General features: G+C 52.8%; 28 protein-coding genes, 1 tRNA gene and 1 other RNA gene. 19 read left to right on the forward strand and 11 right to left on the reverse strand.

Annotation, left to right across the window (positions count from 1 at the left end; genetic code table 11):
• Together QZL66_RS01670 and QZL66_RS01675 are read left to right on the forward strand one after the other, a co-directional pair.
• Positions 1-1,870, forward strand: a 1,870-nt coding sequence (locus QZL66_RS01670) for a glycerophosphodiester phosphodiesterase family protein (protein WP_293601763.1), incomplete at its 5' end; no start/stop codon positions are given.
• Between the two features lie 13 nt (positions 1,871-1,883).
• A complete protein-coding gene (locus QZL66_RS01675; protein ID WP_022410034.1) occupies positions 1,884-2,441 on the forward strand; it encodes a 4'-phosphopantetheinyl transferase family protein in 558 nt (185 codons plus the stop codon).
• Between the two features lie 303 nt (positions 2,442-2,744).
• On the opposite strand, the gene QZL66_RS01680 is transcribed toward QZL66_RS01675, so the two are convergent.
• From QZL66_RS01680 to QZL66_RS01700, 5 genes are all read right to left on the reverse strand, one after another.
• Positions 2,745-4,580 carry a phosphoenolpyruvate carboxykinase (GTP) gene (locus QZL66_RS01680; protein WP_022410035.1) on the reverse strand — a complete coding sequence of 612 codons (1,836 nt, stop codon included), beginning with the start codon at positions 4,578-4,580 and terminating at the stop codon, positions 2,745-2,747.
• Between the two features lie 196 nt (positions 4,581-4,776).
• Positions 4,777-5,811: a tRNA (adenosine(37)-N6)-threonylcarbamoyltransferase complex transferase subunit TsaD gene (gene tsaD, locus QZL66_RS01685; RefSeq protein ID WP_022410036.1), complete on the reverse strand. Its 1,035-nt coding sequence runs from the start codon at positions 5,809-5,811 to the stop codon at positions 4,777-4,779.
• Entirely contained in the window at positions 5,792-6,268 is a 477-nt protein-coding gene (gene rimI / locus QZL66_RS01690; RefSeq protein WP_022410037.1) for a ribosomal protein S18-alanine N-acetyltransferase, read from the reverse strand. The genes tsaD and rimI overlap by 20 nt, the downstream gene beginning before the upstream one ends.
• The gene (gene polA, locus QZL66_RS01695; protein WP_022410038.1) at positions 6,252-8,837 is read right to left on the reverse strand and encodes a DNA polymerase I; all 2,586 of its coding nucleotides are present in this window, start codon (positions 8,835-8,837) and stop codon (positions 6,252-6,254) included. Before polA ends, rimI begins: the two co-directional genes overlap by 17 nt.
• 136 nt (positions 8,838-8,973) lie before the next feature.
• Entirely contained in the window at positions 8,974-9,474 is a 501-nt protein-coding gene (locus QZL66_RS01700) for a DUF6291 domain-containing protein (protein WP_022410039.1), read from the reverse strand.
• 243 nt (positions 9,475-9,717) lie between these two features.
• Here QZL66_RS01700 and dusB point away from each other — a divergent pair, with 243 nt between their 5' ends.
• Positions 9,718-10,722 (forward strand): tRNA dihydrouridine synthase DusB, encoded by a 1,005-nt coding sequence (dusB, locus tag QZL66_RS01705; protein ID WP_022410040.1) that lies wholly within the window; start codon positions 9,718-9,720, stop codon positions 10,720-10,722.
• Positions 10,712-10,972 (forward strand): Smr/MutS family protein, encoded by a 261-nt coding sequence (locus QZL66_RS01710; RefSeq protein ID WP_022410041.1) that lies wholly within the window; start codon positions 10,712-10,714, stop codon positions 10,970-10,972. The genes dusB and QZL66_RS01710 overlap by 11 nt, the downstream gene beginning before the upstream one ends.
• 48 nt (positions 10,973-11,020) lie before the next feature.
• On the opposite strand, the gene QZL66_RS01715 is transcribed toward QZL66_RS01710, so the two are convergent.
• Positions 11,021-11,108: transfer RNA gene (locus tag QZL66_RS01715), tRNA-Leu, on the reverse strand.
• A gap of 80 nt (positions 11,109-11,188) precedes the next feature.
• Here QZL66_RS01715 and QZL66_RS01720 point away from each other — a divergent pair.
• Positions 11,189-11,974 carry a DUF389 domain-containing protein gene (locus QZL66_RS01720; RefSeq protein ID WP_293601764.1) on the forward strand — a complete coding sequence of 262 codons (786 nt, stop codon included), beginning with the start codon at positions 11,189-11,191 and terminating at the stop codon, positions 11,972-11,974.
• A gap of 36 nt (positions 11,975-12,010) precedes the next feature.
• Here QZL66_RS01720 and QZL66_RS01725 read toward each other — a convergent pair whose 3' ends face one another.
• Positions 12,011-12,124, reverse strand: coding sequence for an AraC family transcriptional regulator (locus QZL66_RS01725; RefSeq protein ID WP_369677349.1), 114 nt, complete (start codon positions 12,122-12,124; stop codon positions 12,011-12,013).
• Here QZL66_RS01725 and QZL66_RS01730 point away from each other — a divergent pair.
• A complete protein-coding gene (locus QZL66_RS01730; protein WP_022410043.1) occupies positions 12,077-12,316 on the forward strand; it encodes a beta-galactosidase/beta-glucuronidase in 240 nt (79 codons plus the stop codon). The genes QZL66_RS01725 and QZL66_RS01730 overlap by 48 nt on opposite strands.
• Before the next feature lie 218 nt (positions 12,317-12,534).
• Here QZL66_RS01730 and QZL66_RS01735 read toward each other — a convergent pair whose 3' ends face one another.
• The 4 genes from QZL66_RS01735 to QZL66_RS01750 form a co-directional block, all read right to left on the reverse strand.
• Entirely contained in the window at positions 12,535-13,275 is a 741-nt protein-coding gene (locus QZL66_RS01735) for a hypothetical protein (RefSeq protein WP_022410044.1), read from the reverse strand.
• Entirely contained in the window at positions 13,272-14,111 is an 840-nt protein-coding gene (locus QZL66_RS01740; RefSeq protein ID WP_293601765.1) for a DUF5131 family protein, read from the reverse strand. The genes QZL66_RS01735 and QZL66_RS01740 overlap by 4 nt, the downstream gene beginning before the upstream one ends.
• Positions 14,112-14,223: 112 nt before the next feature.
• Entirely contained in the window at positions 14,224-15,195 is a 972-nt protein-coding gene (locus QZL66_RS01745; protein WP_022410046.1) for a Gfo/Idh/MocA family protein, read from the reverse strand.
• Between the two features lie 286 nt (positions 15,196-15,481).
• Positions 15,482-15,739: a hypothetical protein gene (locus QZL66_RS01750; protein WP_022410047.1), complete on the reverse strand. Its 258-nt coding sequence runs from the start codon at positions 15,737-15,739 to the stop codon at positions 15,482-15,484.
• A gap of 233 nt (positions 15,740-15,972) precedes the next feature.
• On the opposite strand from QZL66_RS01750, the gene QZL66_RS01755 reads away from it, so the two are divergent.
• The 13 genes from QZL66_RS01755 (at position 15,973) to QZL66_RS01810 (ending at position 23,409) form a co-directional block, all read left to right on the forward strand.
• Positions 15,973-16,137, forward strand: coding sequence for a hypothetical protein (locus tag QZL66_RS01755; protein WP_022410048.1), 165 nt, complete (start codon positions 15,973-15,975; stop codon positions 16,135-16,137).
• Between the two features lie 126 nt (positions 16,138-16,263).
• The gene (locus QZL66_RS01760; protein WP_022410049.1) at positions 16,264-16,734 is read left to right on the forward strand and encodes an SMI1/KNR4 family protein; all 471 of its coding nucleotides are present in this window, start codon (positions 16,264-16,266) and stop codon (positions 16,732-16,734) included.
• 192 nt (positions 16,735-16,926) lie between these two features.
• Positions 16,927-17,331, forward strand: coding sequence for a hypothetical protein (locus tag QZL66_RS01765; protein ID WP_022410050.1), 405 nt, complete (start codon positions 16,927-16,929; stop codon positions 17,329-17,331).
• Positions 17,332-17,371: 40 nt separating this feature from the next.
• Positions 17,372-17,836, forward strand: a complete 465-nt coding sequence (smpB, locus tag QZL66_RS01770; RefSeq protein WP_022410051.1) for an SsrA-binding protein SmpB — start codon at positions 17,372-17,374, stop codon at positions 17,834-17,836.
• 59 nt (positions 17,837-17,895) lie between these two features.
• Positions 17,896-18,268, forward strand: a transfer-messenger RNA (tmRNA) gene (ssrA, locus tag QZL66_RS01775).
• 508 nt (positions 18,269-18,776) lie between these two features.
• The gene (locus QZL66_RS01780) at positions 18,777-19,532 is read left to right on the forward strand and encodes an amidoligase family protein (protein WP_022410052.1); all 756 of its coding nucleotides are present in this window, start codon (positions 18,777-18,779) and stop codon (positions 19,530-19,532) included.
• 117 nt (positions 19,533-19,649) lie between these two features.
• The gene (locus QZL66_RS11915) at positions 19,650-19,865 is read left to right on the forward strand and encodes a hypothetical protein (RefSeq protein WP_022410053.1); all 216 of its coding nucleotides are present in this window, start codon (positions 19,650-19,652) and stop codon (positions 19,863-19,865) included.
• 1 nt (position 19,866) lies between these two features.
• Positions 19,867-20,349, forward strand: a complete 483-nt coding sequence (locus tag QZL66_RS01785; RefSeq protein WP_022410054.1) for a class II glutamine amidotransferase — start codon at positions 19,867-19,869, stop codon at positions 20,347-20,349.
• Positions 20,350-20,535: 186 nt separating this feature from the next.
• Complete coding sequence (locus tag QZL66_RS01790) at positions 20,536-21,300, forward strand: ADP-ribosyltransferase (RefSeq protein WP_022410055.1); 765 nt, start codon at positions 20,536-20,538, stop codon at positions 21,298-21,300.
• Positions 21,297-21,440, forward strand: coding sequence for a hypothetical protein (locus QZL66_RS01795; RefSeq protein ID WP_022410056.1), 144 nt, complete (start codon positions 21,297-21,299; stop codon positions 21,438-21,440). Before QZL66_RS01790 ends, QZL66_RS01795 begins: the two co-directional genes overlap by 4 nt.
• Before the next feature lie 115 nt (positions 21,441-21,555).
• A complete protein-coding gene (locus QZL66_RS01800; protein WP_022410057.1) occupies positions 21,556-21,804 on the forward strand; it encodes a glutamine amidotransferase in 249 nt (82 codons plus the stop codon).
• Positions 21,773-23,149: a recombinase family protein gene (locus QZL66_RS01805; RefSeq protein WP_022410058.1), complete on the forward strand. Its 1,377-nt coding sequence runs from the start codon at positions 21,773-21,775 to the stop codon at positions 23,147-23,149. The genes QZL66_RS01800 and QZL66_RS01805 overlap by 32 nt, the downstream gene beginning before the upstream one ends.
• Positions 23,119-23,409, forward strand: coding sequence for a DUF960 domain-containing protein (locus QZL66_RS01810; protein ID WP_022410059.1), 291 nt, complete (start codon positions 23,119-23,121; stop codon positions 23,407-23,409). The genes QZL66_RS01805 and QZL66_RS01810 overlap by 31 nt, the downstream gene beginning before the upstream one ends.
• Positions 23,410-23,569 lie beyond the last annotated feature (160 nt).

Here is a 23,569-nt window from a genome sequence, read left to right on the forward strand (position 1 = left end):
TGCGCTTCCCGAATCCATCAGAAATCACTGGGGGTATTCTGCATTGAACCAATTTCGAACCGGACTCCGGCTGCTCCGGCAGCACTTCCCTGCGCTCATCGTCTTTGAGCTGCTCTGGAAGCTTCTCACCGTCCTCATCATTGCGCCGACACTGGGCGGTCTGGTACAGGCTGCCATTCGTGCGGCGCATCTGCGCTATCTCACCAACTCCAATCTGCTCCAATTCCTGCGCTCCCCGTGGACGCTGCTGCTTCTGGCGGTGCTCCTCGTGCTGGCAGCGCTGTACACTCTATTTGAAATCGCTGCCGTCTGCGCCTGCTTTGCGCAGCCCGCCCGTCAGCCCATGCGCAAAATGCTCCGCCACATGATACGTGCCGGTATCCGCTCTCTGTGCCGGTTCTTCACCCACGGCAGCCCCCTGCTGCTGTTCCATCTGCTGGTACTCATTCCTCTCATGCAGTTCTCCGCTGCCTCCGGTATCTTCGCTGTCATGGGCATTCCGGACTTCATCTCCTACTATCTCACCAAGAAAGAGTTCCTGCTTCCCATCTATCTGACGGCGATCGTGCTGTGCTGCCTGCTGTCTGTCCGGTGGATCTTCTCTTCTGTGCTCTTTGTGCGCTCCCGCTGCAAATTCCGCAGCGCCCGCAAGTGCAGCGCCTCGCTGGTAAAAGGGCGCTTCTGGCGCACGTTTCTCTCGGTGCTGGTGTGGAACTTATGCTATTTCGGCGTACTGCTGGCGCTGCTGGCGGTCATCCTTCTGCTGGCACTGCTGGCAATGCACATCATCCACGGCAGCAGCTTCATTCCCTCCCGTGCGCTACAGGTGCTGAAGCTGCTGGTGCAGCTAGTGCTGTGGACGTTCTCGTTCTTCTCCACGCCCATCTGCATGGCGCATCTCATGGCGCTGCTGCAAAAACGGCGGGCGCAGTGTCCGGACGTGGCGTTTCCGGAGCCGGAGCCTGCCACCCGCAAAGCTACCACGCCGTTCCGCCGGCGCACGATCCTCATCTCCGCCGTCTGCTGTGCCACAGCTGCGCTGGTGCTGAACTTCTCCTTTGTCTACAGTCTGGTGGCAGACCGCTCCACCCTCCAGCTCACCCTGTTCCAAAAGCCGTCTGTGACGGCGCACAGAGGACTTTCCGCCCATGCGCCGGAAAACACCCTCTACGCTTTCTCGGATGCCATAGACGCCGGCGCAAACCTCATTGAGCTGGACGTGCAGCAGACCAAAGACGGCGTGCTGGTGGTCATGCACGACTCCAGCCTCCGGCGCACCACCGGCGACAAGCGCAGCATCTGGGAGGTGGATTACGACGAGATCGCCGATCTGGATGCCGGCAGCTGGTTCGATCCGGCATACGCCAACGCACGCATCTCCACACTGGAGGACGTGCTGCGCTTCGTGGGCGGCAAAGTACAGCTCAACATCGAGATCAAGCCCACCAAACACAACACCGACGATCTGGAACAGAATGTCGCCGACCTCATCGCACAGTACGGCTATGAGGACAAGTGCTGGGTGACCTCGTTCTCCTACACCTCCCTGAAAAAGGTCAAGCAGGCGAACCCCAACATCCGCACCGGCTACATCATGAGCGTGGCATACGGCAGATTCTACACCCTGAAATACGCAGACGCATTCAGCCTGAACAAGGTTTTCATCACACGCCAGGTGGTCAACTCCGCCCATCAGGCGGGCAAGCAGGTCTTTGCGTGGACGGTCAACAGCACCTCGGAGGTGCGCAGTCTTTGCAATCTCCACGTGGACAGCATCATCACCGACGACCCCGTCATGGCGCAGCAGGTCATCGCACGGAACAACTCCAGCGAAACTCTGCGCACCATTCTGGACTATCTGGTCAACTAGGAGGAAACTTCCCATGCAGCTCTTCTACACCCCCGTCACCGGCAGCGACAAACAGGCAGAACACCGCACGGCGCACGCCCTGCTTCGGGCGGTACTCCGGCAGGCATACGGGCTGGAGGATGCGGTGCTGGCGCAGGACGAACACGGCAAGCCCTTTCTCCCCCGGCATCCGGAGATCGCCTTTAACCTGAGCCACTGCGCCGGACTGGCGGTGTGCGGTGTGGCTGGCGAGCCTCTGGGCGTGGATGCCGAACAGATCCGTCCCCTGCGGGAGCGTGTGCTGCGCCGTGTCTTTGCGCCGGAGGAGGTCGCTGCCGTTGGGGAGAGCGCCTCGCCGGACGAGATGTTCTTTCGGTTCTGGACGCTCAAGGAGAGCTTTGTCAAGGCCATCGGCATCGGCATCTCCTACCCCATGCAGGAGGTGCGGTTTCAGCTCACCCCCGCAGGCATCCGTTCCAGCCAGCCGGACTGGCAGTTCGGGCAGTATCTCCTCCAGGGACAGTGGGTGATCTCCTGCTGTGTGCCAAAGGGAGAGGCTCTGCCGGATGCACCGGCGGCAGTTCTGCTATAAAAAAACAGCCCCTCGTCTGTGCGGACGAGGGGCTTTGTGGTTTATGTATGACCTGCTTGGAATGGCTGCAACAAATTTGTACCGCATTGATTGGTTCCAGCAGGAAAGATGCGTTGGAAACGTTCCACCGGAACGTTTCCAAAATCATGATACAGCAAACGGGACACAGGGCGGAGCGGTCTTGTTCGCTCCGCCCTAAAAGTGATTTGCGTGAAAAAACAGAAAGGGCACCCCTGCCGATTGACAGGAATGCCCTTTTTCAGGAATGCGGTGTATTACCGCAAAAAATACAAGTGATGGAACTTACTTTGCAGCCTTCTTGATGCGGTCTTCCAGCTTATCCAGCTGTTCGTACAGGGCATTCGGGATGTTGCCGCCCTTTGCCTTGATGTCCTCATCATAGTATCTGCGCATTTCCGTGATTTCAGCTTCCCACTTATCCATATCCAGCTTCAGCAGGTCTGCGATATCGTCGGAAGTGAACTGCTTGCCCTCATAAACCAGACCGTCAACGTTGATGTCCTCCGGCTTCGGCTCAAAACCGATCGGAGTTTCAACAGCGTCTACAGTGCCTTCGCAGCGCTTGATGATCCAGTCCAGAACACGCATGTTGTCGCCAAAGCCCGGCCACAGGAAGTTGCCCTCATCGTCGGTCTTGAACCAGTTTACGTTGAAGATCTTCGGAGCCTTGTCGCCCAGCTTTTCGCCCATTTCCAGCCAGTGTGCCCAGTAGTCACCTACGTTGTAACCGATGAACGGCTTCATTGCCATCGGGTCGTGACGCAGAACGCCGACTGCACCGGTAGCTGCTGCTGTTGTTTCAGAAGAAACTGCGGAACCCATATAGGTGCCGTGTGTCCAGTCGAAGGACTGATATACCAGCGGAGTGGTGGATGCACGGCGGCCGCCGAAGATGATAGCGGAGATCGGCACGCCTTCCGGATTGTTGAATTCCGGAGACAGGCACGGGCAGTTCTTTGCCGGAGAGGTGAATCTGGAGTTCGGGTGAGCCAGCTTGCCGCCTTCAGCGATGAATTCCGGACCGTTTACCTTCTTGCCAGTCCACTCGGTTGCGTCAACCGGCGGATTCTTGTCCAGCTTCTCCCACCAAACGGTGTTGTCTGCGTTGTTCAGAGCAACGTTGGTGAAGATGGTGCCAGACTTGGTGCAAGCCAGAGCGTTCGGGTTGGAGTGCTCGTTGGTACCCGGTGCAACGCCGAAGAAACCGTTCTCCGGATTGATGGCATACAGTCTGCCGTCCTTGCCCGGCTTCATCCATGCGATATCGTCGCCGACAGTGAATACCTTGTAGCCGTTCTTCTTGTAGCCCTCCGGCGGGATCAGCATAGCCAGATTGGTCTTACCGCAGGCAGACGGGAAAGCAGCAGTGATATACTTAGTTTCGCCGTCCGGCTTCTGAACGCCCAGGATCAGCATGTGCTCAGCCATCCAGCCCTCGTTCTTACCCTGGAAGGAAGCAATACGCAGAGCGAAGCACTTCTTGCCCAGCAGAACGTTTCCGCCGTAAGCAGAGTTGATGGACCAAATTGTATTTTCCTCCGGGAACTGAACGATATAACGGTTCTCCGGATCAACATCAGCCTTGGAGTGCAGACCGCGAACGAAGTCGTTGGAGGTTTCGCCCAGATTCTCGAAAGCCTGTACGCCCATACGAGTCATGATGTTCATGTTCAGAACAACATAAATAGAGTCAGTCAGCTCAACGCCAACCTTAGCCAGCGGCGAACCGATCGGGCCCATGGAGTACGGGATCACGTACATGGTTCTGCCCTTCATTACGCCGTCATACAGCGGGATGAGCTTTGCCTTCATCTCTTCCGGATCCATCCAGTTGTTGGTCGGGCCAGCGCCTTCCTTGGTCTTGGTGCAGATGAAAGTACGATCTTCTACACGTGCAACGTCGTTCGGGAGAGTACGGTGGTACAGACAGCCCGGCAGCTTCTCCGGATTCAGCTTGTACATCTTGTCATGGTTGCCTTCCGGCAGAGAAGTTACTTCTTCTGTCAGGGCATCCAGCTGTTCCTTAGAGCCGTCGATCCATACGACCTTTTCCGGCTTTGTCAGAGCGACCATTTCGTCAACCCACTGCAATACATTTTTATTGTTTGTCAATGCCATTGGTTCTACCTCCTAAATTCTCGCAGAAATCTCAACTGCTTTCCCGGGGACTTCTCACAAAGTCCCTTCACAAATTATTATACCCAGATTCGGCGCACCTGTCAAGCATTTTCCGAAAAATCCTGTCAATATTCAGAATGTGTTCATGAATAATTGCCATATGTTCTTGACTGATGGACAATTTGGGGCAAGTTGTCTAATTTTTCACAACCCCCAATTCGCCCCACGCCGTCAGTTCCATGGTTGCGCTGGCGTTCAGGCTGGAATCGGCACGGATGCCGGCATCAAAAGCGTAGGAGCCGGCGCAAGCGATCATTGCGCCGTTGTCGCCGCACAGATGCAGGGGCGGCAGGTAAAGCCGGTAGCCCCACTTATCGCACGCCTCCTGCATTGCGGCACGAACGCCGCTGTTAGCGGAGACGCCGCCGGCAACGGCAATGGTGGAATAGCCGTGTTCTCTGGCGGCACGCATGGTGTGCTCCGTGAGGATTCCGGCGATGGTCGCCTGCACCGATGCGGCAAGATCCTCCTTGCAGATGGTGCCGCCCTTTTGCGCCGTGTTGTGCAGGAGGTTGACCACAGCGGTTTTCAGACCGGAGAAGCTGAAGTCATAGGCGTTCTCGGCGATCTTCGGCTTGGGCAGAGGGAACGCATCCGGATTGCCGTTTTTGGATGCCTTATCCAGATGGATGCCGCCAGGATAGGGATAGCCCATGGCACGGGCGCACTTGTCGAAGCACTCTCCCGCCGCATCATCTCTGGTGCGTCCCAGAATCCGGAATGTGGTATAGCTCAGCACCTCCACCAGATGGCTGTGGCCGCCGCTGACCACCAGACAGAGGTAGGGCGGCTTCAGCTCCGGATGGGCGATGTAGTTGGAGGCGATGTGTCCCGCCAGATGGTGTACCGGCACAAGGGGCTTTCCGGCGGTGAGCGCCAGCCCCTTGGCAAAATTCACCCCCACCAGCAGTGCGCCGATGAGTCCGGGGTACGCCGTCACGGCAATACCGTTCAGCTCCGCCAGCGTCACGCCGGCATCGTCCAGCGCTTTCTGCACCACCGGCAGCACGTTTTCGCAGTGTCGGCGGGAGGCAATCTCCGGCACAACGCCGCCGTACAGTTTATGTTCCTCCACCTGTGAGGAAACCACATTGGAGAGAATCTCCGTGTGATCCCGTGCAACGCTCGCTGCGGTTTCATCGCAGGAGCTTTCAATTCCTAATATCAGCATCTTTCTCTTCTCCATTTCGTTTTACGGTTCGTGTCATCAGCACAGCGCCCTCCTCCGGATTGTGGTAGTACCGCTTCCGGAAGCCCGCCTGCGCATAGCCCTCGGACTGGTAGAGCGCAATTGCCGGAGCGTTGGACTCCCGCACCTCCAGCCAGAATTCCTGCGCCGGAAACTGCCCGTGCGCAAAGTCCAGCAGCTGCCTGCCGATGCCCTGCCGCCGGAAATCCGGGTGCACGGCGATGTCGTCCAGATTCACCGCGTTGCCCGTATGCGACACCGCCACATAGCCGCAGAGCGTCCCGTTCTGTCTGGCGCACCAGATGCGGTTGTAACAGCAGCAGAGCGTCTGTCGGAAAATGCCCTCCGACCACGGATCCGGAAAGCACTGCTTCGCCAGTGCCGCCAGTTCCGCCGCATCCTGTCCCTCTGCCGCAGAGATCTCAACCCTTTGCCTCATACCAGCTCTCCCCCATGCTCACATCTGCCGTCAGCGGCACCGGAAATTCCGCCTGCTGCTCCGGACGCAGGAAATTCTTCACCACGTTCTGCATCTCCTCGCCAAGCACCCGTGCCGCCTGTACCGCATGCGCCTGCGGCACTTCCACGATCAGTTCGTCGTGCACCTGCAAAATCAGCCGTGCGTCCGGCACATCCCGCCGCAGCCGCCGGTAAACAGCAATCATTGCCAGCTTGATGATGTCTGCCGCCGTGCCCTGAATGGGCGTGTTCATGGCGATGCGCTTTCCGCCCGCCTGTACCATCTTATTGGAGGAGATCAGCTCCGGCACCGGACGGCGGCGCTTGAAATAGGTGGTCACGTAGCCGTTCAGCTTAGCGTTTTCCACCGTTTTCTCCATAAATGCCCCCACGCTGGGGAATTGCGCCATATAGTTCTGGATATACTGGTTCGCCTGCCGCACCGAGACGTGGATGTCCTGCGACAGAGAGAATGCCCCCATGCCGTAGAGAATCCCGAAGTTTACCGCCTTGGCATCGCTGCGCATGGCGGGAGTCACCAGCTCCGGCGGCATCCCGAACACCTGCGCTGCTGTGGCTGCGTGGATGTCTGCCCCGCTGAGGAACGCCTCCCGCATCTGCCGGTCACCGCTGAGGTTGGCAAGCAGACGCAGTTCGATCTGGCTGTAGTCCGCATCCAGCAGCACACAGCCCTCCCGAGCCACAAAGAACTTGCGCATATTTCTGCCCAGCTCCGTCCGCACCGGAATGTTTTGCAGATTCGGCTCTGTGGAGGAGATGCGTCCGGTACGGGTCTCTGTCTGCTTGAATACAGTGTGGATTCTGCCGTCCTCCCCAACAGCTTTCAACAATCCGTCCACATAAGTGGATTTCAGCTTGGAGTACTGCCGCCATTTCAACACATCGTCCACAATTGCATACTCGCCCCGCAGCTTTTCCAGAATGTCCGCATTGGTGGAATAGCCCGTCTTGGTCTTTTTCCCGTGGGGCAGCTGCAATTCCTCAAACAGCACCGTTCCCAGCTGCTTGGGCGAACCGATGTTGAAGGGATGTCCCGCCTCGTCATAGATCATCTGCTGCATCTCCTCGATCTGCTCGGCGAGGTACACGCCAAACGCCTGCACACCCTGCTGGTCGATTCTGATGCCCGTGTGCTCCATGGCAGCGAGAACTACCGTCAGCTGGTTCTCATAGTGCAGCAGCTGCGCCATCTCCTGTTCCTGCACCAGCTGCATCATGGCACAGTGCAGCGCCGGCAGCGCCTCCAGATCGGCGTTCTCCCCGAGGCTCTTGTGATAAGGCACGTGATAGGTCACGCACAGACGGGGAATCTCATAGGCGGTGGTGGTGGGGTTCAGCAGATAGGCTGCGATCTCCCCGTCCTCCGCCGGCGGTACATCGCAGTCCGGTGTCACACCGTTCGCCAGCAGAAAGCGGTACTGCGGCTTTGCCCCAAAGGTCAGGTGGGGCTGTTGAAAGACCGCTTTCCACAGCGCCGGCTCTGCGGTGACGTAGATGTACTCCGGCGCATCCGGATACCGCACCCGCAGCGTCTGTCCGTCCCACAGGCAGCAGAGCGGCTCCTGCGAGGTCTTGTGCGCCTCCAGCACCTCCGCCGTCAGCGGGGCTTCTGTAAGTGTCACAGTAGCTTCCGGCGCATGTGTCTCCTGTGCCGGCGCTGCTTCGGCGCTGTCGGACAGCTTCAGCTTTTCCAGCAGCTTTGCCATCTCCAGTTCCAGCAGCAGCTCCCGCACCTTTTCCGCCTGGACGGGCTTCGGCACATAGTCCTCCAGCGCCGTGTCCACCGGAACATCTGTCACGATGGTGGCGAGCCATTTGCTCTCCCTGGCGGCATCCTGTCCGCTGACCAGCTTTGTGTGCACCGATTTGGTCAGACCCGCCTCTTCCAGATGGGCGTAGAGATTCTCCACCGTTCCCCACGCCTGAATCAGCCTGGAGGCAGTTTTCTGTCCCACGCCGGCGACACCGGCAATGTTGTCCGAGCTGTCCCCCATAAGCGCTTTCAGGTCGATGAGGGACAGAGGTGCAAAGCCGTACTCCTCCTGAAACCGCTCCGGCGTAAAGAGGATGGTCTCCTTATTGGTAGCAAGGCGCACGGTGACGTTCTCCCGCACCAGCTGCAAGCTGTCCCGGTCTCCCGTGAGGATGTCGCAGGACGCATGCTGTGCCGTACAGGCAGCCGCCAGCGTGCCGAGGATGTCGTCCGCCTCATAGCCCTCACAGGTCACTACCTGCACGCCCAGCAGCGTGAGCAGCTGTTTGACATAGGGCAACTGCATGGCAAGCTCCTCCGGCATACCCTTGCGGTTCGCCTTGTAGGTGGCGACTGCCTTGTGCCGAAATGTCGGCTGGCGCAGGTCAAAGGCAACGGCGATGGCGTCCGGCTTTGCCTCCGCCACCTGTTTCAGATAGATATTCATAAAGCCAAAGATTGCATTGGTATAGACCCCTCTGGTATTGCTGAGGGGTCGTATGCCATAGAACGCACGGTTCAGAATGCTGTTTCCGTCAATGGCAAGTAGTTTCATTGCGTTCCTCCCACTTCCGGATCACTGCTCCAGCGACCGGATTTTTTTCGAATACCCTTTTAGTATAGCACAAAAGCCAAAAGAATTCCAGTCCTTTTTCTGAAAGGCATGTGCACACGCTTGTGAAGACAGGTTCTTACACCAGATCGAAGTCGATCTCATCCCACGGAATGATTTCCGCTTCCTCAGCGTCATGCAGTTCCGACCCGTCGGGGGCGGTACTGCATGGCGGTGCCTGTCTGTTCTCTGTTTTTTCCTCTGTTACTGATACTATATCAGTATCAGTAACAGTATCATTCTCAGTATCAGGTTGTTTTGCTTGTTTTTGCTTGTTTTTGCTTGTTTTGGATTCCCCCCGTCTTTTTGCGGCGTTCTGGTTGCCCTTGGGCGCACCTCCTTTCTTTCCCGCTTCGGAGCGCCTCTGACAGGTGAGTTCCCACTTTTCACGGTCACGTTCGATCTGCTCCTTGATAAATGAGAACGCCATGCTCCCCGCCGAAGTAAGCTGCACCTCAAATTCCTCGCCGTTGACGTAGGCGAAAACCGCCTTGAAAAGCTTGCCCACCTCGGCGTTGGACAGCTGGAGGATGTGCTTCTGATAGTCTGCGTACAGGATAAACCCTTTCTTCTTTTTCATGATCTGTTTCTCCTTTCCATGGGGACATCTGCGAAGTGCCCCTCTATAAATAGGCGTTCCGGGGGCAAAAGTTGTACGCCGGCGTACAACTATGAACGAAAATTTACACAATGTCCGGAGAAAGTTTCCATTTCGGGCGATTTCGGCGCAGTTCAGGCGGGTGTCTCTTTTTTCCACACATTTCTTGACGATTCCACAGGAATGTGCTATAATAAGTGGATAACTTCAGGGGGAGGTATCCGCATGCATCAAATCTTTTCGTTCGGCAGCGTTTCCATGCCGAGAACCGCCATGCTTGCGCCCATGGCAGGGGTGGCAGACCGTGCGTACCGGCTGCTCTGCCGCAGCTTCGGCGCTGCTGCCGCCGTCAGCGAGATGGTATCCGCCAAGGGACTTTGCTACGGCGACAAAGGCTCGGCGGAGCTGTGCGCCATCACGCCGGAGGAGCGCCCTATGGGAATCCAGCTGTTCGGCAGCGAACCGGAATTCATGGCACGTGCTGCCGCCATGGTGCAGCAGTACCAGCCGGACTGGATCGACATCAACATGGGCTGTCCGGTGCACAAAGTCATCGCCACCGGCTCCGGCAGCGCCCTCATGCGCAATCCGTCGCTGGCACAGGAGATTGTCCGTGCCGTCTGCCGGGAGAGCAGCGTTCCGGTCACGGTGAAATTCCGGCTGGGCTGGGACGACACCTGCCGCAATGCCGTCCCCTTTGCACAGGCAATGGAGGATGCCGGCGCTGCTGCCATCGCTGTTCACGGACGCACCAAGGCGCAGCTCTACAGCGGCAATGCCGACTGGGACGCCATTCGGGAGGTTAAGCAGCATGTTTCCATTCCTGTCATCGGCAACGGTGACATCCGCACGGCGGCGGACTGCTGCGCCATGTACGAGCAGACCGGCTGCGATATGGTCATGGTGGGACGTGGCAGCTATGGCAATCCCTTTCTGTTCCGGGAGATCGCTGCAGCCATGGACGGCGCACCAGCGACGCTTCCCACATTGCAGGAGCGCATGGACACCATGCTGCGCCATGTCCGGCTCATTCTGGAATGCAACCCCCAGAAGCCGCCGGAGGTCGCCATTCGGGAGGCACGAAAGCATGCGGCGTGGTACATGACCGGCATGCGTGGGGCAGCACAGTTCCGCAACCGCTGCTACCATCTGGAGTCCTACGCACAGGCGGAGCAGCTGGCGGAGGACTTTCTCCGGATGCAGGAGGAGGACGGATACCATGAAGCATGACCGCTGCATCACCATCGACCTGCACGGCATGACAGTTTCCGAGGCACGCAAGCGGATACAGCAGCTGCTGAAAACCTGTCCCAAGGACACGGTGCAGATCGAGATCATCCACGGCTGTAACAGCGGACAGGCGCTCCAGAAATTCGTCCGGCGGGAGCTGAAGCACCCCCGCATTCTCCGGAAAAGCTTCGGGCTGAACGGCGGTTCTACCACCCTGATCTTACAGGAATCCGCCCTCTCCCTGTGGTAAACGCAAAAAAGAGGGCACAAACCAATGTTTGTACCCTCTCTGTGCAACTGGTGCCGCCGACCGGACTTGAACCGGTACGATCGCAATGATCGGCGGATTTTAAGTCCGCTGCGTCTGCCTATTCCGCCACGGCGGCAAGATGACAACAAGCTTATTATATCATACTGCACCGAGAAAGTCAAGCGCTTTTTCGACGTAGTCAAAAGGAGTGATCTCGTGAAGCATCGAGAAGAACTGGAGCGGGAGCGTGAAACGCTGTCTGCCGTCCTGAAAAAAATGTTTTCCATCACCGAGGATGCCGCCTCCAACGAGGAAATTCGGGATCGCATCCTGAGCGGCGGAAAGATCACCGGCACCAATATGGTGGTTATGATCTGTGCGATTCTGATCGCCTCAGTGGGACTCAACACCAACTCCGTGGCAGTCATCATCGGCGCCATGCTGATCTCCCCGCTGATGGGGAGCATTCTGGCGATCTCCTACGGCACCGCCTCCAACGATGCCTATCTGGTGAAGCGGCACGCCGTGGGCTTTGCGGTGCAGATTCTCATGAGTGTGGCGACCGCCACCGTCTACTTTCTGCTGTCCCCTGTCAAGGAACCCACGGAGCAGCTCCTCGCCCGCACCAACCCGGGTTTCTTTGATGTGCTGATTGCCCTCGCCGGCGGGATTGCCGGCATTGTCGGACAGACCCGAAAGGACAAGTCCAACAACATCATCCCCGGCGTTGCCATCGCCACGGCGCTGATGCCGCCCCTGTGCACCTGCGGCTATGCCATCGCCAACGGAAATCTCCGGATGCTGCTGGGAGCATTTTACCTCTTCACCATCAACGCCTACTTCATCTACATCGCCTCCGACCTTATGCTGGTGCTCCTCCGCACACCGAGAGTCAGGGCAATGACCTTCACCGAGTGGAAACGCCTGCGCAAGAAGATGTACCGCAACACCCTGCTGGTACTGCTTCCCATCCTCGCCATTGCCATTGGCTGGAACCGATAACGATAGAAAATATTTGGACACCTCTGCCGGCACCTGTCAGCAGGGGTGTTTTTCGTCCAGTGCGACGTGCGCCCTGCGGTATTCTCTGGGGGACATCCCGATGTGCTTGCGGAACAAACGGCTGAAATAGAGCGCATTATCATACCCCACAGCGCCTACGAGCTGGAAAACGCCCTGCATCTGGATGAGCTGCCCCGTGTCCGGTACACATGGGTGCGCATTGCTGCCAAGCAAATGGGCGTTGGCGGCGACGATTCCTGGGGTGCACCGGTGCACGAGGAATACTGCATCCCCGCCGATCAGCCCATGACGCTGCAAATAATCGTAGAACCGCTGCAATGAGTTTTCCCCAAAAACAGACACAACGCACCCACCGGAGCCAGAAGCCTCGGTGGGTGCGCTGCGTAGAACAAATATTTTTACAGCTTTGGACTTTGCTGCAATTTTAGTATAACACAGTTTTCATACATTGTCAAACGAAATACCATAAAAAACAAAAATCGTTCTCTGTCAACAGGATTCGTCACGGCGTTGCATACGGCATCCTAACCGTCTGTCCGTCACGCCTCTGGGCACATCCCACGATACGCCGTTTCAACGGCGGAGATGTCCATATTACAGCCCAGCCGGAACAGCCGCACCTGTCCCGAAAGCCGGTCAATGAGCCGGAGCGTCTTCTGGAGCTTCTGCGGGTCAGACGGACGGTTCACCTGCTGTACCAGCATGGAATACGCCACCTTTGCCGAGATGGGCTCGATGCGATTTTCCTCAGCACGTTCCAGAATACAGATGGCACGCAGCGGTGCAGACATATTGGTACCACGAAAATGCTTTCCGTTCCACGGCGTTCCGGATACAGTAACCCCCTGCGCCGTGACTGCGAGCAGCGGCTTATCATCATTGATCATGACAGCACGTTCGCCGAAGTATGTCTGCCAGAGCGCCGTGTGGGTGGATTTTCCCGTACCGGACTTCGCCGTAAACAGATAGCCAACGCCGTCCACAGCAACGGCAGAGCCGTGGAACACGAGGATGTCGTATGCCAGCAGCGCATCGGCAATTTTCCGGTATGCCGCAGTCGCCTCCAGACAGTCATCGGAGAACTCCCGCACCGGAATTCCCTCCCGCAAATCCTCCCGTCTGGATTTTTCCCGTTCAAAGGCGATGTCCGCCGGCTGAACGGCAATGGAGAGATCCGGCGTTCCCGTCACAAGGTATTCGCTGCAATACGTCAAAAGATACGGATACTGCGCAGAGAGTTCGATGATTTTTCCCGCCAGCTGAATTTGGAACGTGTTCATGAGTTGCCTCCTTCTTCGTTTCCGCATTTTCCGCACCAGTGACAGCCATTGCAGCGGAATCTTCTCTGACAGGTACGGCAGCGCTTTTGCATGGGAACGCTGGTATTCCCCGGCGGATACGACAGTCCGGAGCGCTGCGCCTGCACCCGCTGATAGGCTTTCGGGATATGGTACACCTTTCCGTCCTTGCGGAACACGTTTCCCGTCCCGATAAAATCGAACCGCACGCCGGCATCCCGGCACTGGTCGTGGAGGGACTGCACCCACGCAAAATCGCAGGGACGCTGTCCGTCGTAGTTCTCGCCGTCGCACAGGACTTGGGAGAACTGCCCCGTGGCAAGGAATTTTTCCACGTGCACCTCCGACAGGATCGGGGCGATCATAAACGCCTTGTGCCTTGCCGGAATGTCCAGCAGGATCGGCAGCCGTTCGTCCGCCCGTGTCTGGTTCTCGGTGGTAACGCACAGGGTGACGTTGTCCCAGCCTGCGCCCCAGTCCTCCGGCAGGTGCGCTGCAATGCGCTCCGCCCGCTTGGTCTGGATCCAAAACAAGATGTCCGGACGCTGACGTATCATCTCCCAGACCTCCGCCCGCCACGCATCCGCCTCCTCCAGAAAGAAATCCGAGGTCATGCACACGTGCAGCATCGTCCCCGCCGGAATCTTGTAGGTGCCCTGCCGTGTCTTTTTCAGCGGGAGATTGAAGTTTGTCTTGGTGCGGTAGATCTCGCTGCCGTCCCGCTCCCGCTGGGCATCGAGATAGTACATGTAGCAGTGCTCGCAGCCCTCGCTGTACTTGCGGCATCCATGCCACGGATTCCATATTGTCATTTTCATCCCATCATTTCCCAAGGTGTTTGTGCGGTGTTTCTGAAAGGCTCTTTGTAAACTGGAATTTAAACGTCATGCTGCTAAGAAATACGTATCATATGCTGCTAAGAAATACGTATCATTCAAAAGGATATTTTATGCCCCACAAATCACGAAGATAATCCATCTGTCTCATAATTTCAAGGGTTTCAGAATGCGGCATATCCTTACATTCAGATTCACCATTCATAATTGCATCATGGCAAGCCATAAGCTCATATTCATATCCGTTTATCTGTGACGGAGAAAAAATTTCTTTTACCATTTCATGGTCAGAATTATAAACACGTATTATTTCAGGATTATTTATATTCTGTACAGTGATATATCCCTTTGTTCCATAAATCACACCATTTCTGTCACCTGGAGTTCTAATTGAACTGAAAAGACTTGCAAAACTGCCATTTTCATATTCTATGGATACAGATTCCTGAGCATCAACTCCTGTTTCGAGTTTAATGCAGTTGCCGTTAAGTGATTTGATTTTGTTTCCAAAAATCATTGATGAAAAATTCAGAGGATATATCCCTAAGTCAAGCAAAGTTCCTCCTGCAAGTAATGGATCTCGTAGACGTTTTATATTCTCAATTGGATAGCATAGGCTTGCAGTAACAGAAATTGCATCGCCAATTATTCTACTTTCAATAAGTTCATTTAAAATATATCTGCTCGGCATATATCGTGTCCATATTGCTTCGGCTGCAAGCAATTTTTTTGATTTTGAAATATCAAGAATTTCCTTTGCCTGAAAATAATTTGCTGTAAAAGCTTTTTCAACAAGTATATTTTTACCAGCATTTAAACACATCAATGCCTGTTCATAATGAAATGAATGAGGCGTGGCTATATAAACCAAATCTATATTTTCATCATCAAGCAAATCTTTATATGAACCATATGATTTTTCAAATCTCCATTTTTTAGCAAACCTTGTTGCATTTTCAATACTTCTTGAAGCCGCTGCGTATGGTTTATAATTATCATCAAGACCACTTATAGCAGCAGCCATTTTTTCAGCAATATGACCTATTCCAAGTATAGCAATGTTCATCTTAATTCCTCCCTAAAATCAAATTCAAATTTAATCATCATAGTATGACAGCAGCTTTCTTATTTATTCTACCACAAGTAAAATATAAATGCAACTTCACTTATTAAAAAACGAACATAAAAAGTAATTTTCATGCGTACTGCTCTAAGCAGTCAGGCTTTTATATATGCTTATCGCCTGCGGCTTTTCTCCATCCGCAGGAGGTAAGTTTGATTTTACGATAGAAAATTATAGTAATCACTGATATTAAAACGGAATTTATCGGGTTATTTGCACGTAGAAAGTATTAATCTAACCAAGCCCAATCAACAACATCAGTATGTGTTAGTTTATACTTTTCATATTGTTCAACTAGCTCTGATATTTCCTGCTGCGTTAAGGCTATTCCGGTGTTATAATCTTTAATTCCTTCTTTATAAACGATAAAGCCATCTATTTCTCCTGATTTTGCACGAAATTCCGAACTAGCTACAAAGATTTGTCCATTGGTCATTTTGAAGTATGTATCATAAGAACTCCCAAGTATTTCTTTAATTTCTTCCATAAAAACTCCTTGTCTATTTATATTAATTGGTCCAACTCCAATTTTCCAAGTACTTTCAGTATACCATAATCCGCCGGATTTTTCAAGGGGGGGGAAAAACTCACGTTTTTTGCGGAAAAATTTGAACTGCTCTTGAAATTTGTGGGGTGATTATGGTATAATACAGGCAGGCTCACAGACCGATGGACACGGCACACCGTGTCCCCCGCCGGATTTCGGAGAAAGGAAACCATATGGAAAAATTCATACCATTTGAAAAACTCAGCAAGAAAAAACAAAAGGAACTGAACCGCATGCGGCGTGGCGACTGGGGTACGGTAAATCCGGCAACGCAGGTCGTTCCAGATAAGAAAAAGTACTCCAGAAAGCAAAAGCATAAGGAAACGCTCTGCGCCTGATTGCGGGAGAAGACCCAAAAACAATCGGGAAACCGTTTGGAATCACTCGCTTCAATCTGTTTTCTCAATCGGGTGTTGAAGAATTATGATGCGGGAACGAAGATAAAAGTTATGGAGGTGTACAATATGCATTTTTGGGATAAGATCAATGTCAAAGAACTTTTGATCGAAGATGAAACGCACACATTTCCGCCTTTTACCGAGGAGGAATTGAAACAAACCGAACAATCCATCGGCTGGAAATTCCCCCGCTCGTATCTGGAACTGCTGAAAATCCAAAATGGCGGTATAATCAACTTCGACGAGTTTGACGAAAGCTGGCTTTCTGTGATTTATGGCATCTCCTCCAAAAAGGGCAGCATTGCAGATATGTATGACAACTGGATCTCCGAATGGGAATATCCGAACATCGGTATTCCATTTGGCGAAACACAATCCGCAGGACACGACATGTATTTTATGGATTTCCGCATGGTGGATGAAAACGGCGAACCTCGCATTGTCTTGGTAGACAACGAAATGAGCAATTCCGTCACTGTGGTTGCAAACAATTTGGAGGAATTTTTGGCGAAGGTCTATCATCACGAGGAAGTTTGAAAAATTCCGAGCGATGGTGTAACCGGTTAGAATGTTTTTGAATGGAGGGGTTCCGATAAAACGAGTGGATTTTTCTTGCGAAATATGCGCATTCCCGTTCCCTGCCCAGTGCGATGCAGTTTCTCTATCTCGATGACGGCACACTGCACCATTTCCAGTCGCTGGGGCTCGCCAGTTATGAGGGGGTTCCCCTTGCGTCTGGATCGCTTTACTGTGCGTGGCGATCGGCTGAAACAGATTGATTGGATTGAGGTTCGCCTGGAGGAGCAGGATCAAAAGTTCCGCAGCGCACTGGCAGAAGAATACGGAAGCATGGTCGTGCCGCAGATTCGAAATCCCCAGATTCGGGAGTACGTGCTTCTCACGAATGGCAAACCAGCGTATGTTTTTTTGCAGTACAGCGGCTGGGCAGACGGGTGTTCCGTGAATCTCCTGAAAGTGATCTCGGATTGCAGCACAGAAAATGAGATCGAACGCCTGAAGCAGACCATCTCGGAATGTGCCATGCTGCAATTTTCCGGCGGGCCGGAGTACTGGTATCGGGATGACCGTGCTGTTTTTACAAAAAAAGCGCTTGACATCTCCATAAAATCGTGATATAATAGAATATCATATTTCGTGGAAGGAGTGCAGGATCATGCAGACCAAGGGAACCAAACAGATTTGCGACAATCGACAGGCAAGACATGAGTACTTCATTCTGGAACGGTATGAAGCCGGCATTGCCCTGCAAGGCAACGAGGTGAAATCCATTCGCCTCGGGCACGTCAATTTAAAGGATGCGTGGTGCGACATTACAGACGGCGAGCTGTATGTCAAGGGAATGCACATCTCCCCTTACGAGAAAGACGGGCTTTTCCGCACAGATCCTATGCGTGTCCGGAAGCTTCTGATGCATCATCAGGAGATTCTGCGGCTGTTCGGCAAGGTCAAGCAGGACGGACTGACACTTGTCCCCCTCTCTCTGTATTTCAAGGATTCCAGAGTGAAGGTGCAGGTGGGTCTTTGCAAAGGCAAAAAGCTCTATGATAAGCGGCAGACATCGGCAAAGCAGGATGCCCAGCGCCAGATTCGCCGTGCCGTCAAGGAGCAGAATCAGTAATCAGTCTCACTTCCCCGCTGCTGTGTGCAGCATTCGGAAAACAGGTTCACCTGCTTTATGGGGGCGTAACGGTTTCGACGGGGACGATGAAGCATGATAAGCGAGCAGAGATTGTCGCATCTCTTTAAACAGCGGCACGTTTAAAATTAAACGCTAAAAAGAACTTTTCTGTAAGCTTTAACAAGAGCCTGCAGGTAGCTGCCTAAGTCAGCTACTGTCGCCCGTAGGAGTACCACGGTCTACGCTGCGGCATCATTGCAGTGGTGAACGTTCCGGCGGCCTGTTCACACCGCAGGATCGGATTTGAACTACCTTTCTTAGCAGCCTGTTTACCGGCGGTTTTGAAAGGGAATCAATGTAGATAAACTACGCTCGTAGAAAGTTGTGCGGATTTGTTTTCGGACACGAGTTCAATTCTCGTCGCCTCCACCACGAAGAAATGCGTATTTTTAAAGTAAAAAAACGCAGCGAAAAAAGCTGTAGATACGTAATTACACGTATTTACGGCTTTTTTGTTTTCTCAGAAATATGCACTTTTGTTCAATGCGGGGTCAGAAGGAACAATATCCGACGCATTTTTTGTCGCTGTGTTTTGAAATTCACTTGTGAAAAAATAGTGCGACAGTGCGACAGAAAAACATTACTGTATTACGGTTTTCCTGTAGATTCCTGTTATTCCGGTAAATTTCTGTTGCTTTCAGTGCTTTTTTGGCTGTGTCCTAAGCTTAAGATTCTCTCTTTTCCGAAGAAACTGTGCGACAATGCGACAGCTGTTTTACCATGCAAAATTTGTTGAAAATAAAATACGCAGGTGCAGCATGGGGTTACTCTGAAAATGCAGTAAAGCCCGTATCAACCCCAAAAATCAAATATATATTATAATTCCGGTAAGGTAAATCTTTCAGCCTTACCGGAATTTTTGTTTTTGGAGGAACTTGAAATGGAAGAAGTAAGAATTTGCAACTACTGCGGAAGAGTGCTTGCAGAGGAAGAAGGCACACCGGTAGACGATGAGCTGCTCTGCGATGACTGTGTCGAGGAACACTGTGTCACCTGCGACCACTGCGGCGAAACGATCTGGGAGCAAAACAGTGTCTCCGATGAAGACACCTGCCTCTGCCAGGACTGCTTCGATGCCCACTACTACCGCTGCGAATCCTGCGGGCAGATCGTTCCGGAAAGCCTTGTCTGCTGGCACGGCGACCTGCCCTACTGCGAAAGGTGTTTTGACGAGTTTGAAGACGAGATCAAAGAGTACAGTTACAAGCCCACACCCATTTTCTACGGAAACGGCAAACGATACTTCGGCGTAGAACTGGAAGTGGATGACGGCGGCAAAGATAACGACAACGCTGCAACTCTCAAAAGCATCGCCAATGTGCACGAGGAAAACATCTACATCAAGTCAGACGGCAGCTTGGAGGACGGTTTTGAGATCGTTTCGCATCCTATGACGCTGGATTATCACACAGAAGAAATGAACTGGAAAGAAATTCTCCAGGAGGCAGTCTCCATGGGCTATCGTTCCCATCAGACATCGACTTGTGGTCTGCACGTTCACGTCAATCGCAATGCTTTTGGCGACAATCAAGCAGAACAGGAAGATGTCATCAGCCGGATCCTGTTCTTTGTGGAAAAGCACTGGAATGAACTCTTTACGTTCAGTCGCAGAAGCAGCTACAACATGAGCCGCTGAAGTGCAAGATTCGGCTTTGAAAAGACTGGCAAACAAATCCTAGAGAAAGCGAAAAGCGGCTGCAACGGCAGATATGTTGCGGTCAATCTCAATAACTACCACACCATTGAGTTTCGATTGTTCCGGGGCACCCTCAAATACAACACCTTCATCGCCACATTGCAGATGGTCAACCACATCTGTGATGCGGCGATTTCTTTGTCTGAGGAGGGCATCGATGCCATGAGCTGGTCGGAATTTGTAAGTTCCATTCGAGAACCAGAACTGATCCAGTACCTCAAAGAGAGAAGACTGTACGTTAATGAAATGGTAACAGAAAGCGAGGAGATGTAAGATGTGTGCAGTGTTTGGATTCTTAGACTACAAGGAAAAAGTGAGCAATGCAGTTTTGAAAAAGCTGATACACTATCTCTCGGTCGCCGCGGAAGTCCGTGGCACAGACGCAACAGGCATCGCCTACGTCCGGGACGGCAGCATCGTTACTTACAAAAAGCCGAAACCGGCACACAAGGTCAAGCTGTTCTTTCCCAGGGACACAAGAGCGGTCATCGGGCACACCCGGTTCACCACCCAGGGCAGCGAAAAGCAGAACTGCAACAACCACCCGTTCGAAGGACACTGCGGCACGGAGGCGTTCGCCCTCGCCCACAACGGCGTGCTGTACAACGACAGGGAGCTTCGCCGGGAACAGCACCTCCCACCGACACCGATCGAAAACGAGCCCTCCATCGTGTACGGCGGCAAAAAATACACGGAATATAAGGGATTAGCCAAATGCAGCGCGCCGCGCAATTGCCATGCAGAGCGCCATGGATAACGCAAAAGACGACGCCACGAAAGAGGCACTATCTGGAGATTATACAGCAGCAGTGTCAAAGCTTAAGCAGCTGGAGGCTGATCTGCGGGACTTTTGCAAACAGACCAGACGCCGAAACGACACGTTCCGGCAGCAGGTGCACGGCTTTGGACGCAGCGAGGCGCAGAGGGCTGTGCAGGCTGCAAAATGGCAGCGGCGAAAGCCATCAACAGCGCTCCGTCGTGGCACGCCGTCGAGGTGTCCCCTGCTAAGTCTCCGGATGCCGGTGGCGCCGGACAAGTGCATTTGCCGGAAAAAATCAGAAAGAAACCGTTGACATCTGGCAACGATGACGGTATAATAGAAAGTGTAACGTATCAATCCGCGTACAAAAAATTTGCATCCGGAAAAGATGTTAACAAATATTTCGGCGGCAGCGGCTGGATATTAAAAAAACGCAAATCCGCAGAAAAGCAATGGCTTAGCTCTTTAACAAAAGATGAGAAAAACGCAATCTCAAATTACTGTGGAGACGGCTATTATAATGTCAACGCCTATCTTAGACAAATCGCAGGCGCAGAGCATCTTGGTACCCCACAAATAAAGGGGTATATTGATAGTTTAGATACTGCAATAAGCAAATTTGACCTCAAGGACAATATCACGGTTTATCGCGGCGTTGATTATAATGCGTTAAGCGATATCGACCTTAATGATGCCGTTGGAGCGGAAATAGAAGATAAAGGGTATATGAGCACATCTCCTGTACATGTTGACATATCAGACCGCAAGGATTGCCTCCTTGAAATACAGGTACCATCCGGGAAAGGGCTTGGAGCGTATGTTAACTCTTTGTCTGGTTTTAAGAATGTTGAATATGAATTTTTGCTAAAACGTGGAACGCGGTGCGAGATATTGTCGGTTGATACATCCGGAGAAAAACCAATAATTAAAATGAGGGTGATTGTATGACAAAAAAAGAATACGAAAAAAAGAGAGAAGACGCGCTGAAAGATAGGCACAACAAATTTGTCTATCATGCTGGAGAGTTTGTTATTACCAAGCCAGCAAAAAACAAAACGGACGGCAGCCAAAAGCAAGAAAAGCCGTAAGCCGGTTAACAAATCAAAAATAGTAAGGCGCCATGAGGATGGGCGTCTCTCCTACATCACAAATTCAGCGTCTGAGAGATCAGGCGCTATTTTTATGCCCTGAGGAGGTGGTAGCATGGCAGATGAGAGCATCAAGGTGCCTATTGATAGTGATACCAACGCCCTCGCCCACAACGGCGTGCTGTACAACGACAAAGAGCTTCGCCGGAAACAGCATCTCCCGCCAACACCGATCGAAACCGGCAGCTACATCGCCGTGCAGCTTCTGGAACAGGGACAGCAACTGGACGGCAAGATCAGCGACAACAGACAACCGACCGCAGTTTCAGCAGATGATCGCAGACAGCGGCAAGGGATTGTTTGACATTGTGCTGGTGCATAAGCTGGACAGATTTAGCCGTGACAGATACGACAGTGCTATCTACAAAAAGAAGCTAAAGAAGAACCACGTCAAGCTTTGCAGTGTGTTGGAACGCATGGACGATTCCCCGGAGAGCATTATGATGGAAGCGGTTCTGGAGGGCATGTCGGAATACTACAGCAAGAATCTGGCACGGGAAGTCATGAAGGGTATGAATGAGACAGCCCTGCAATGCAAACACACCGGCGGCTGTCCCCCGCTGGGATACGATCTGGATGAAAACCGGCATCTGGTCATCAATGAACAGGAAGCACAGGCAGTACGAATCATCTTTCAGATGTTTGCGGATGGCTATGGTTACAGTGAGGTCATCGACCGGCTCAATGCCCATGGGTACAACACAAAACGTGGCAAAATGTTCGGAAAGAACAGTCTTTATGAGATACTCAGCAATGAGAACACCGGTGTTTTTGTGGCAGCTGCAAGAACAGACGGGAAACGGAATAACCACGCTCAAAAGGACAGCTACATCCGCATTGAAGGTGGCTGTCCTGCAATCATCGGGAAAAAGCTGTTTGCACAGGTGCAGCGGATCAAGGCGAAGAATAAGCGAAACGCCGGACGCTATCACAGCAAGGAGTTTTACCTGCTGACTGGAAAACTGGTTTGTGATGTCTGCGGCAAGCGGATGATCGGGAATCTGCGATTTTCGGGAAGAAGTAAGACACGGCTTGCTACCTACAGATGCAATACGCACCGGGCGATGTGCAATAACAAGGAACTGAATAAGGATTATCTGGATGCCTACATTGCTGTGCTGATCGGAGAGAGGTTGAAGCCGAAAAATCTAAAGCGAGCAGTTGCTAAGGTGAATCAGCAGGTGCAGAAGTTCAACAACAGCTACGAAAAATATCATACGGATGTTTTACAACAGTACGCTAAAGTACAGGACAGTCTTGCCAACATCACCAAGGCAATCGAAAAAGGCATTTTCACAGATGACTTGCTCCAGCGAGCAGAGCAGCTGGAAAACGAGAAAGCGAAACTGGAAACCAGACTGCACGAGCTAAAGCTGCTGGAACCTATCGCCTATGAAGATGTGGCATACCTGCATACGCAATGGCAGGAGTTGAAACGAAATACCGAAGAGTTCCGCACATTCATTCAGCAGTTTGTGAAAGCGATTCATGTGCGACCCTATGATTTTGACATTGTGCTGGATATGGGGTTTGGCGTAGTGGAGTTGACAGAAACCATTCCCATGCGACGAGGCGAACTGTACGAGATGTTTGATTCCAAGGTAAAGGAGCAAAGAATATGTTTGAAAAATCAAAAGACAGATATCTGACACGAGGCGTAGATGCGGAAATCTCGATCGAGCTTCAGGTGATGATGTGGCAGGCTGTCGATCAGATGCCCGAACCGAAAGACTACTTGCAGGTGTTTCGGCTCAGCGAGAAGAACGGTTTGCAGATCGTGCACCATACCTCGGAGCAGCCACAGTTTGAGATGACGTACATTGCGGAGACAGAAAAGCCGGTCACAGCAAAGGTGTATATCATTGATGATGGGGATCACTGCACCATGTTGTTGGCGGAAGAGTACTAACGAACCGATACAAGCGAGCCAATACGAGTAATCCAACAAAAAAATCCAAGCCATACGCATGACTTGGATTTTTTTTACTGCCCGACGAACCGCAGCACAAGCGAAAAGCGAATCCGCTGAGGCGTGCGGTGCTGCACCGGGATAAAAGGATTACCCGCAT

Source organism: Ruminococcus sp. CAG:330, assembly GCF_000437175.1.
GTDB lineage: Bacteria > Bacillota > Clostridia > Oscillospirales > Ruminococcaceae > Ruminococcus_C.

Excerpts from the sequence above, each read along its gene's own strand:
- QZL66_RS01785 (WP_022410054.1), top strand. The coding sequence starts at position 19,867 with ATGTGTGCAGTGTTTGGATTCTTAGACTACAAGGAAAAAGTGAGCAAT.
- QZL66_RS01795 (WP_022410056.1), top strand. The coding sequence starts at position 21,297 with ATGACAAAAAAAGAATACGAAAAAAAGAGAGAAGACGCGCTGAAAGAT.
- QZL66_RS01750 (WP_022410047.1), bottom strand. The coding sequence starts at position 15,739 with ATGGAAGAAATTAAAGAAATACTTGGGAGTTCTTATGATACATACTTC.
- QZL66_RS01735 (WP_022410044.1), bottom strand. The coding sequence starts at position 13,275 with ATGAACACGTTCCAAATTCAGCTGGCGGGAAAAATCATCGAACTCTCT.
- QZL66_RS01675 (WP_022410034.1), top strand. The coding sequence starts at position 1,884 with ATGCAGCTCTTCTACACCCCCGTCACCGGCAGCGACAAACAGGCAGAA.
- smpB (WP_022410051.1), top strand. The coding sequence starts at position 17,372 with ATGCAGACCAAGGGAACCAAACAGATTTGCGACAATCGACAGGCAAGA.
- QZL66_RS01780 (WP_022410052.1), top strand. The coding sequence starts at position 18,777 with ATGGAAGAAGTAAGAATTTGCAACTACTGCGGAAGAGTGCTTGCAGAG.
- polA (WP_022410038.1), bottom strand. The coding sequence starts at position 8,837 with ATGAAACTACTTGCCATTGACGGAAACAGCATTCTGAACCGTGCGTTC.
- QZL66_RS01700 (WP_022410039.1), bottom strand. The coding sequence starts at position 9,474 with ATGAAAAAGAAGAAAGGGTTTATCCTGTACGCAGACTATCAGAAGCAC.
- QZL66_RS01680 (WP_022410035.1), bottom strand. The coding sequence starts at position 4,580 with ATGGCATTGACAAACAATAAAAATGTATTGCAGTGGGTTGACGAAATG.
- QZL66_RS01740 (WP_293601765.1), bottom strand. The coding sequence starts at position 14,111 with ATGAAAATGACAATATGGAATCCGTGGCATGGATGCCGCAAGTACAGC.
- QZL66_RS01755 (WP_022410048.1), top strand. The coding sequence starts at position 15,973 with ATGGAAAAATTCATACCATTTGAAAAACTCAGCAAGAAAAAACAAAAG.
- QZL66_RS01800 (WP_022410057.1), top strand. The coding sequence starts at position 21,556 with ATGGCAGATGAGAGCATCAAGGTGCCTATTGATAGTGATACCAACGCC.
- QZL66_RS01710 (WP_022410041.1), top strand. The coding sequence starts at position 10,712 with ATGAAGCATGACCGCTGCATCACCATCGACCTGCACGGCATGACAGTT.
- QZL66_RS01790 (WP_022410055.1), top strand. The coding sequence starts at position 20,536 with ATGGCAGCGGCGAAAGCCATCAACAGCGCTCCGTCGTGGCACGCCGTC.
- QZL66_RS01745 (WP_022410046.1), bottom strand. The coding sequence starts at position 15,195 with ATGAACATTGCTATACTTGGAATAGGTCATATTGCTGAAAAAATGGCT.
- tsaD (WP_022410036.1), bottom strand. The coding sequence starts at position 5,811 with ATGCTGATATTAGGAATTGAAAGCTCCTGCGATGAAACCGCAGCGAGC.
- QZL66_RS01810 (WP_022410059.1), top strand. The coding sequence starts at position 23,119 with ATGTTTGAAAAATCAAAAGACAGATATCTGACACGAGGCGTAGATGCG.
- rimI (WP_022410037.1), bottom strand. The coding sequence starts at position 6,268 with ATGAGGCAAAGGGTTGAGATCTCTGCGGCAGAGGGACAGGATGCGGCG.
- QZL66_RS01760 (WP_022410049.1), top strand. The coding sequence starts at position 16,264 with ATGCATTTTTGGGATAAGATCAATGTCAAAGAACTTTTGATCGAAGAT.
- dusB (WP_022410040.1), top strand. The coding sequence starts at position 9,718 with ATGCATCAAATCTTTTCGTTCGGCAGCGTTTCCATGCCGAGAACCGCC.
- QZL66_RS01805 (WP_022410058.1), top strand. The coding sequence starts at position 21,773 with ATGATCGCAGACAGCGGCAAGGGATTGTTTGACATTGTGCTGGTGCAT.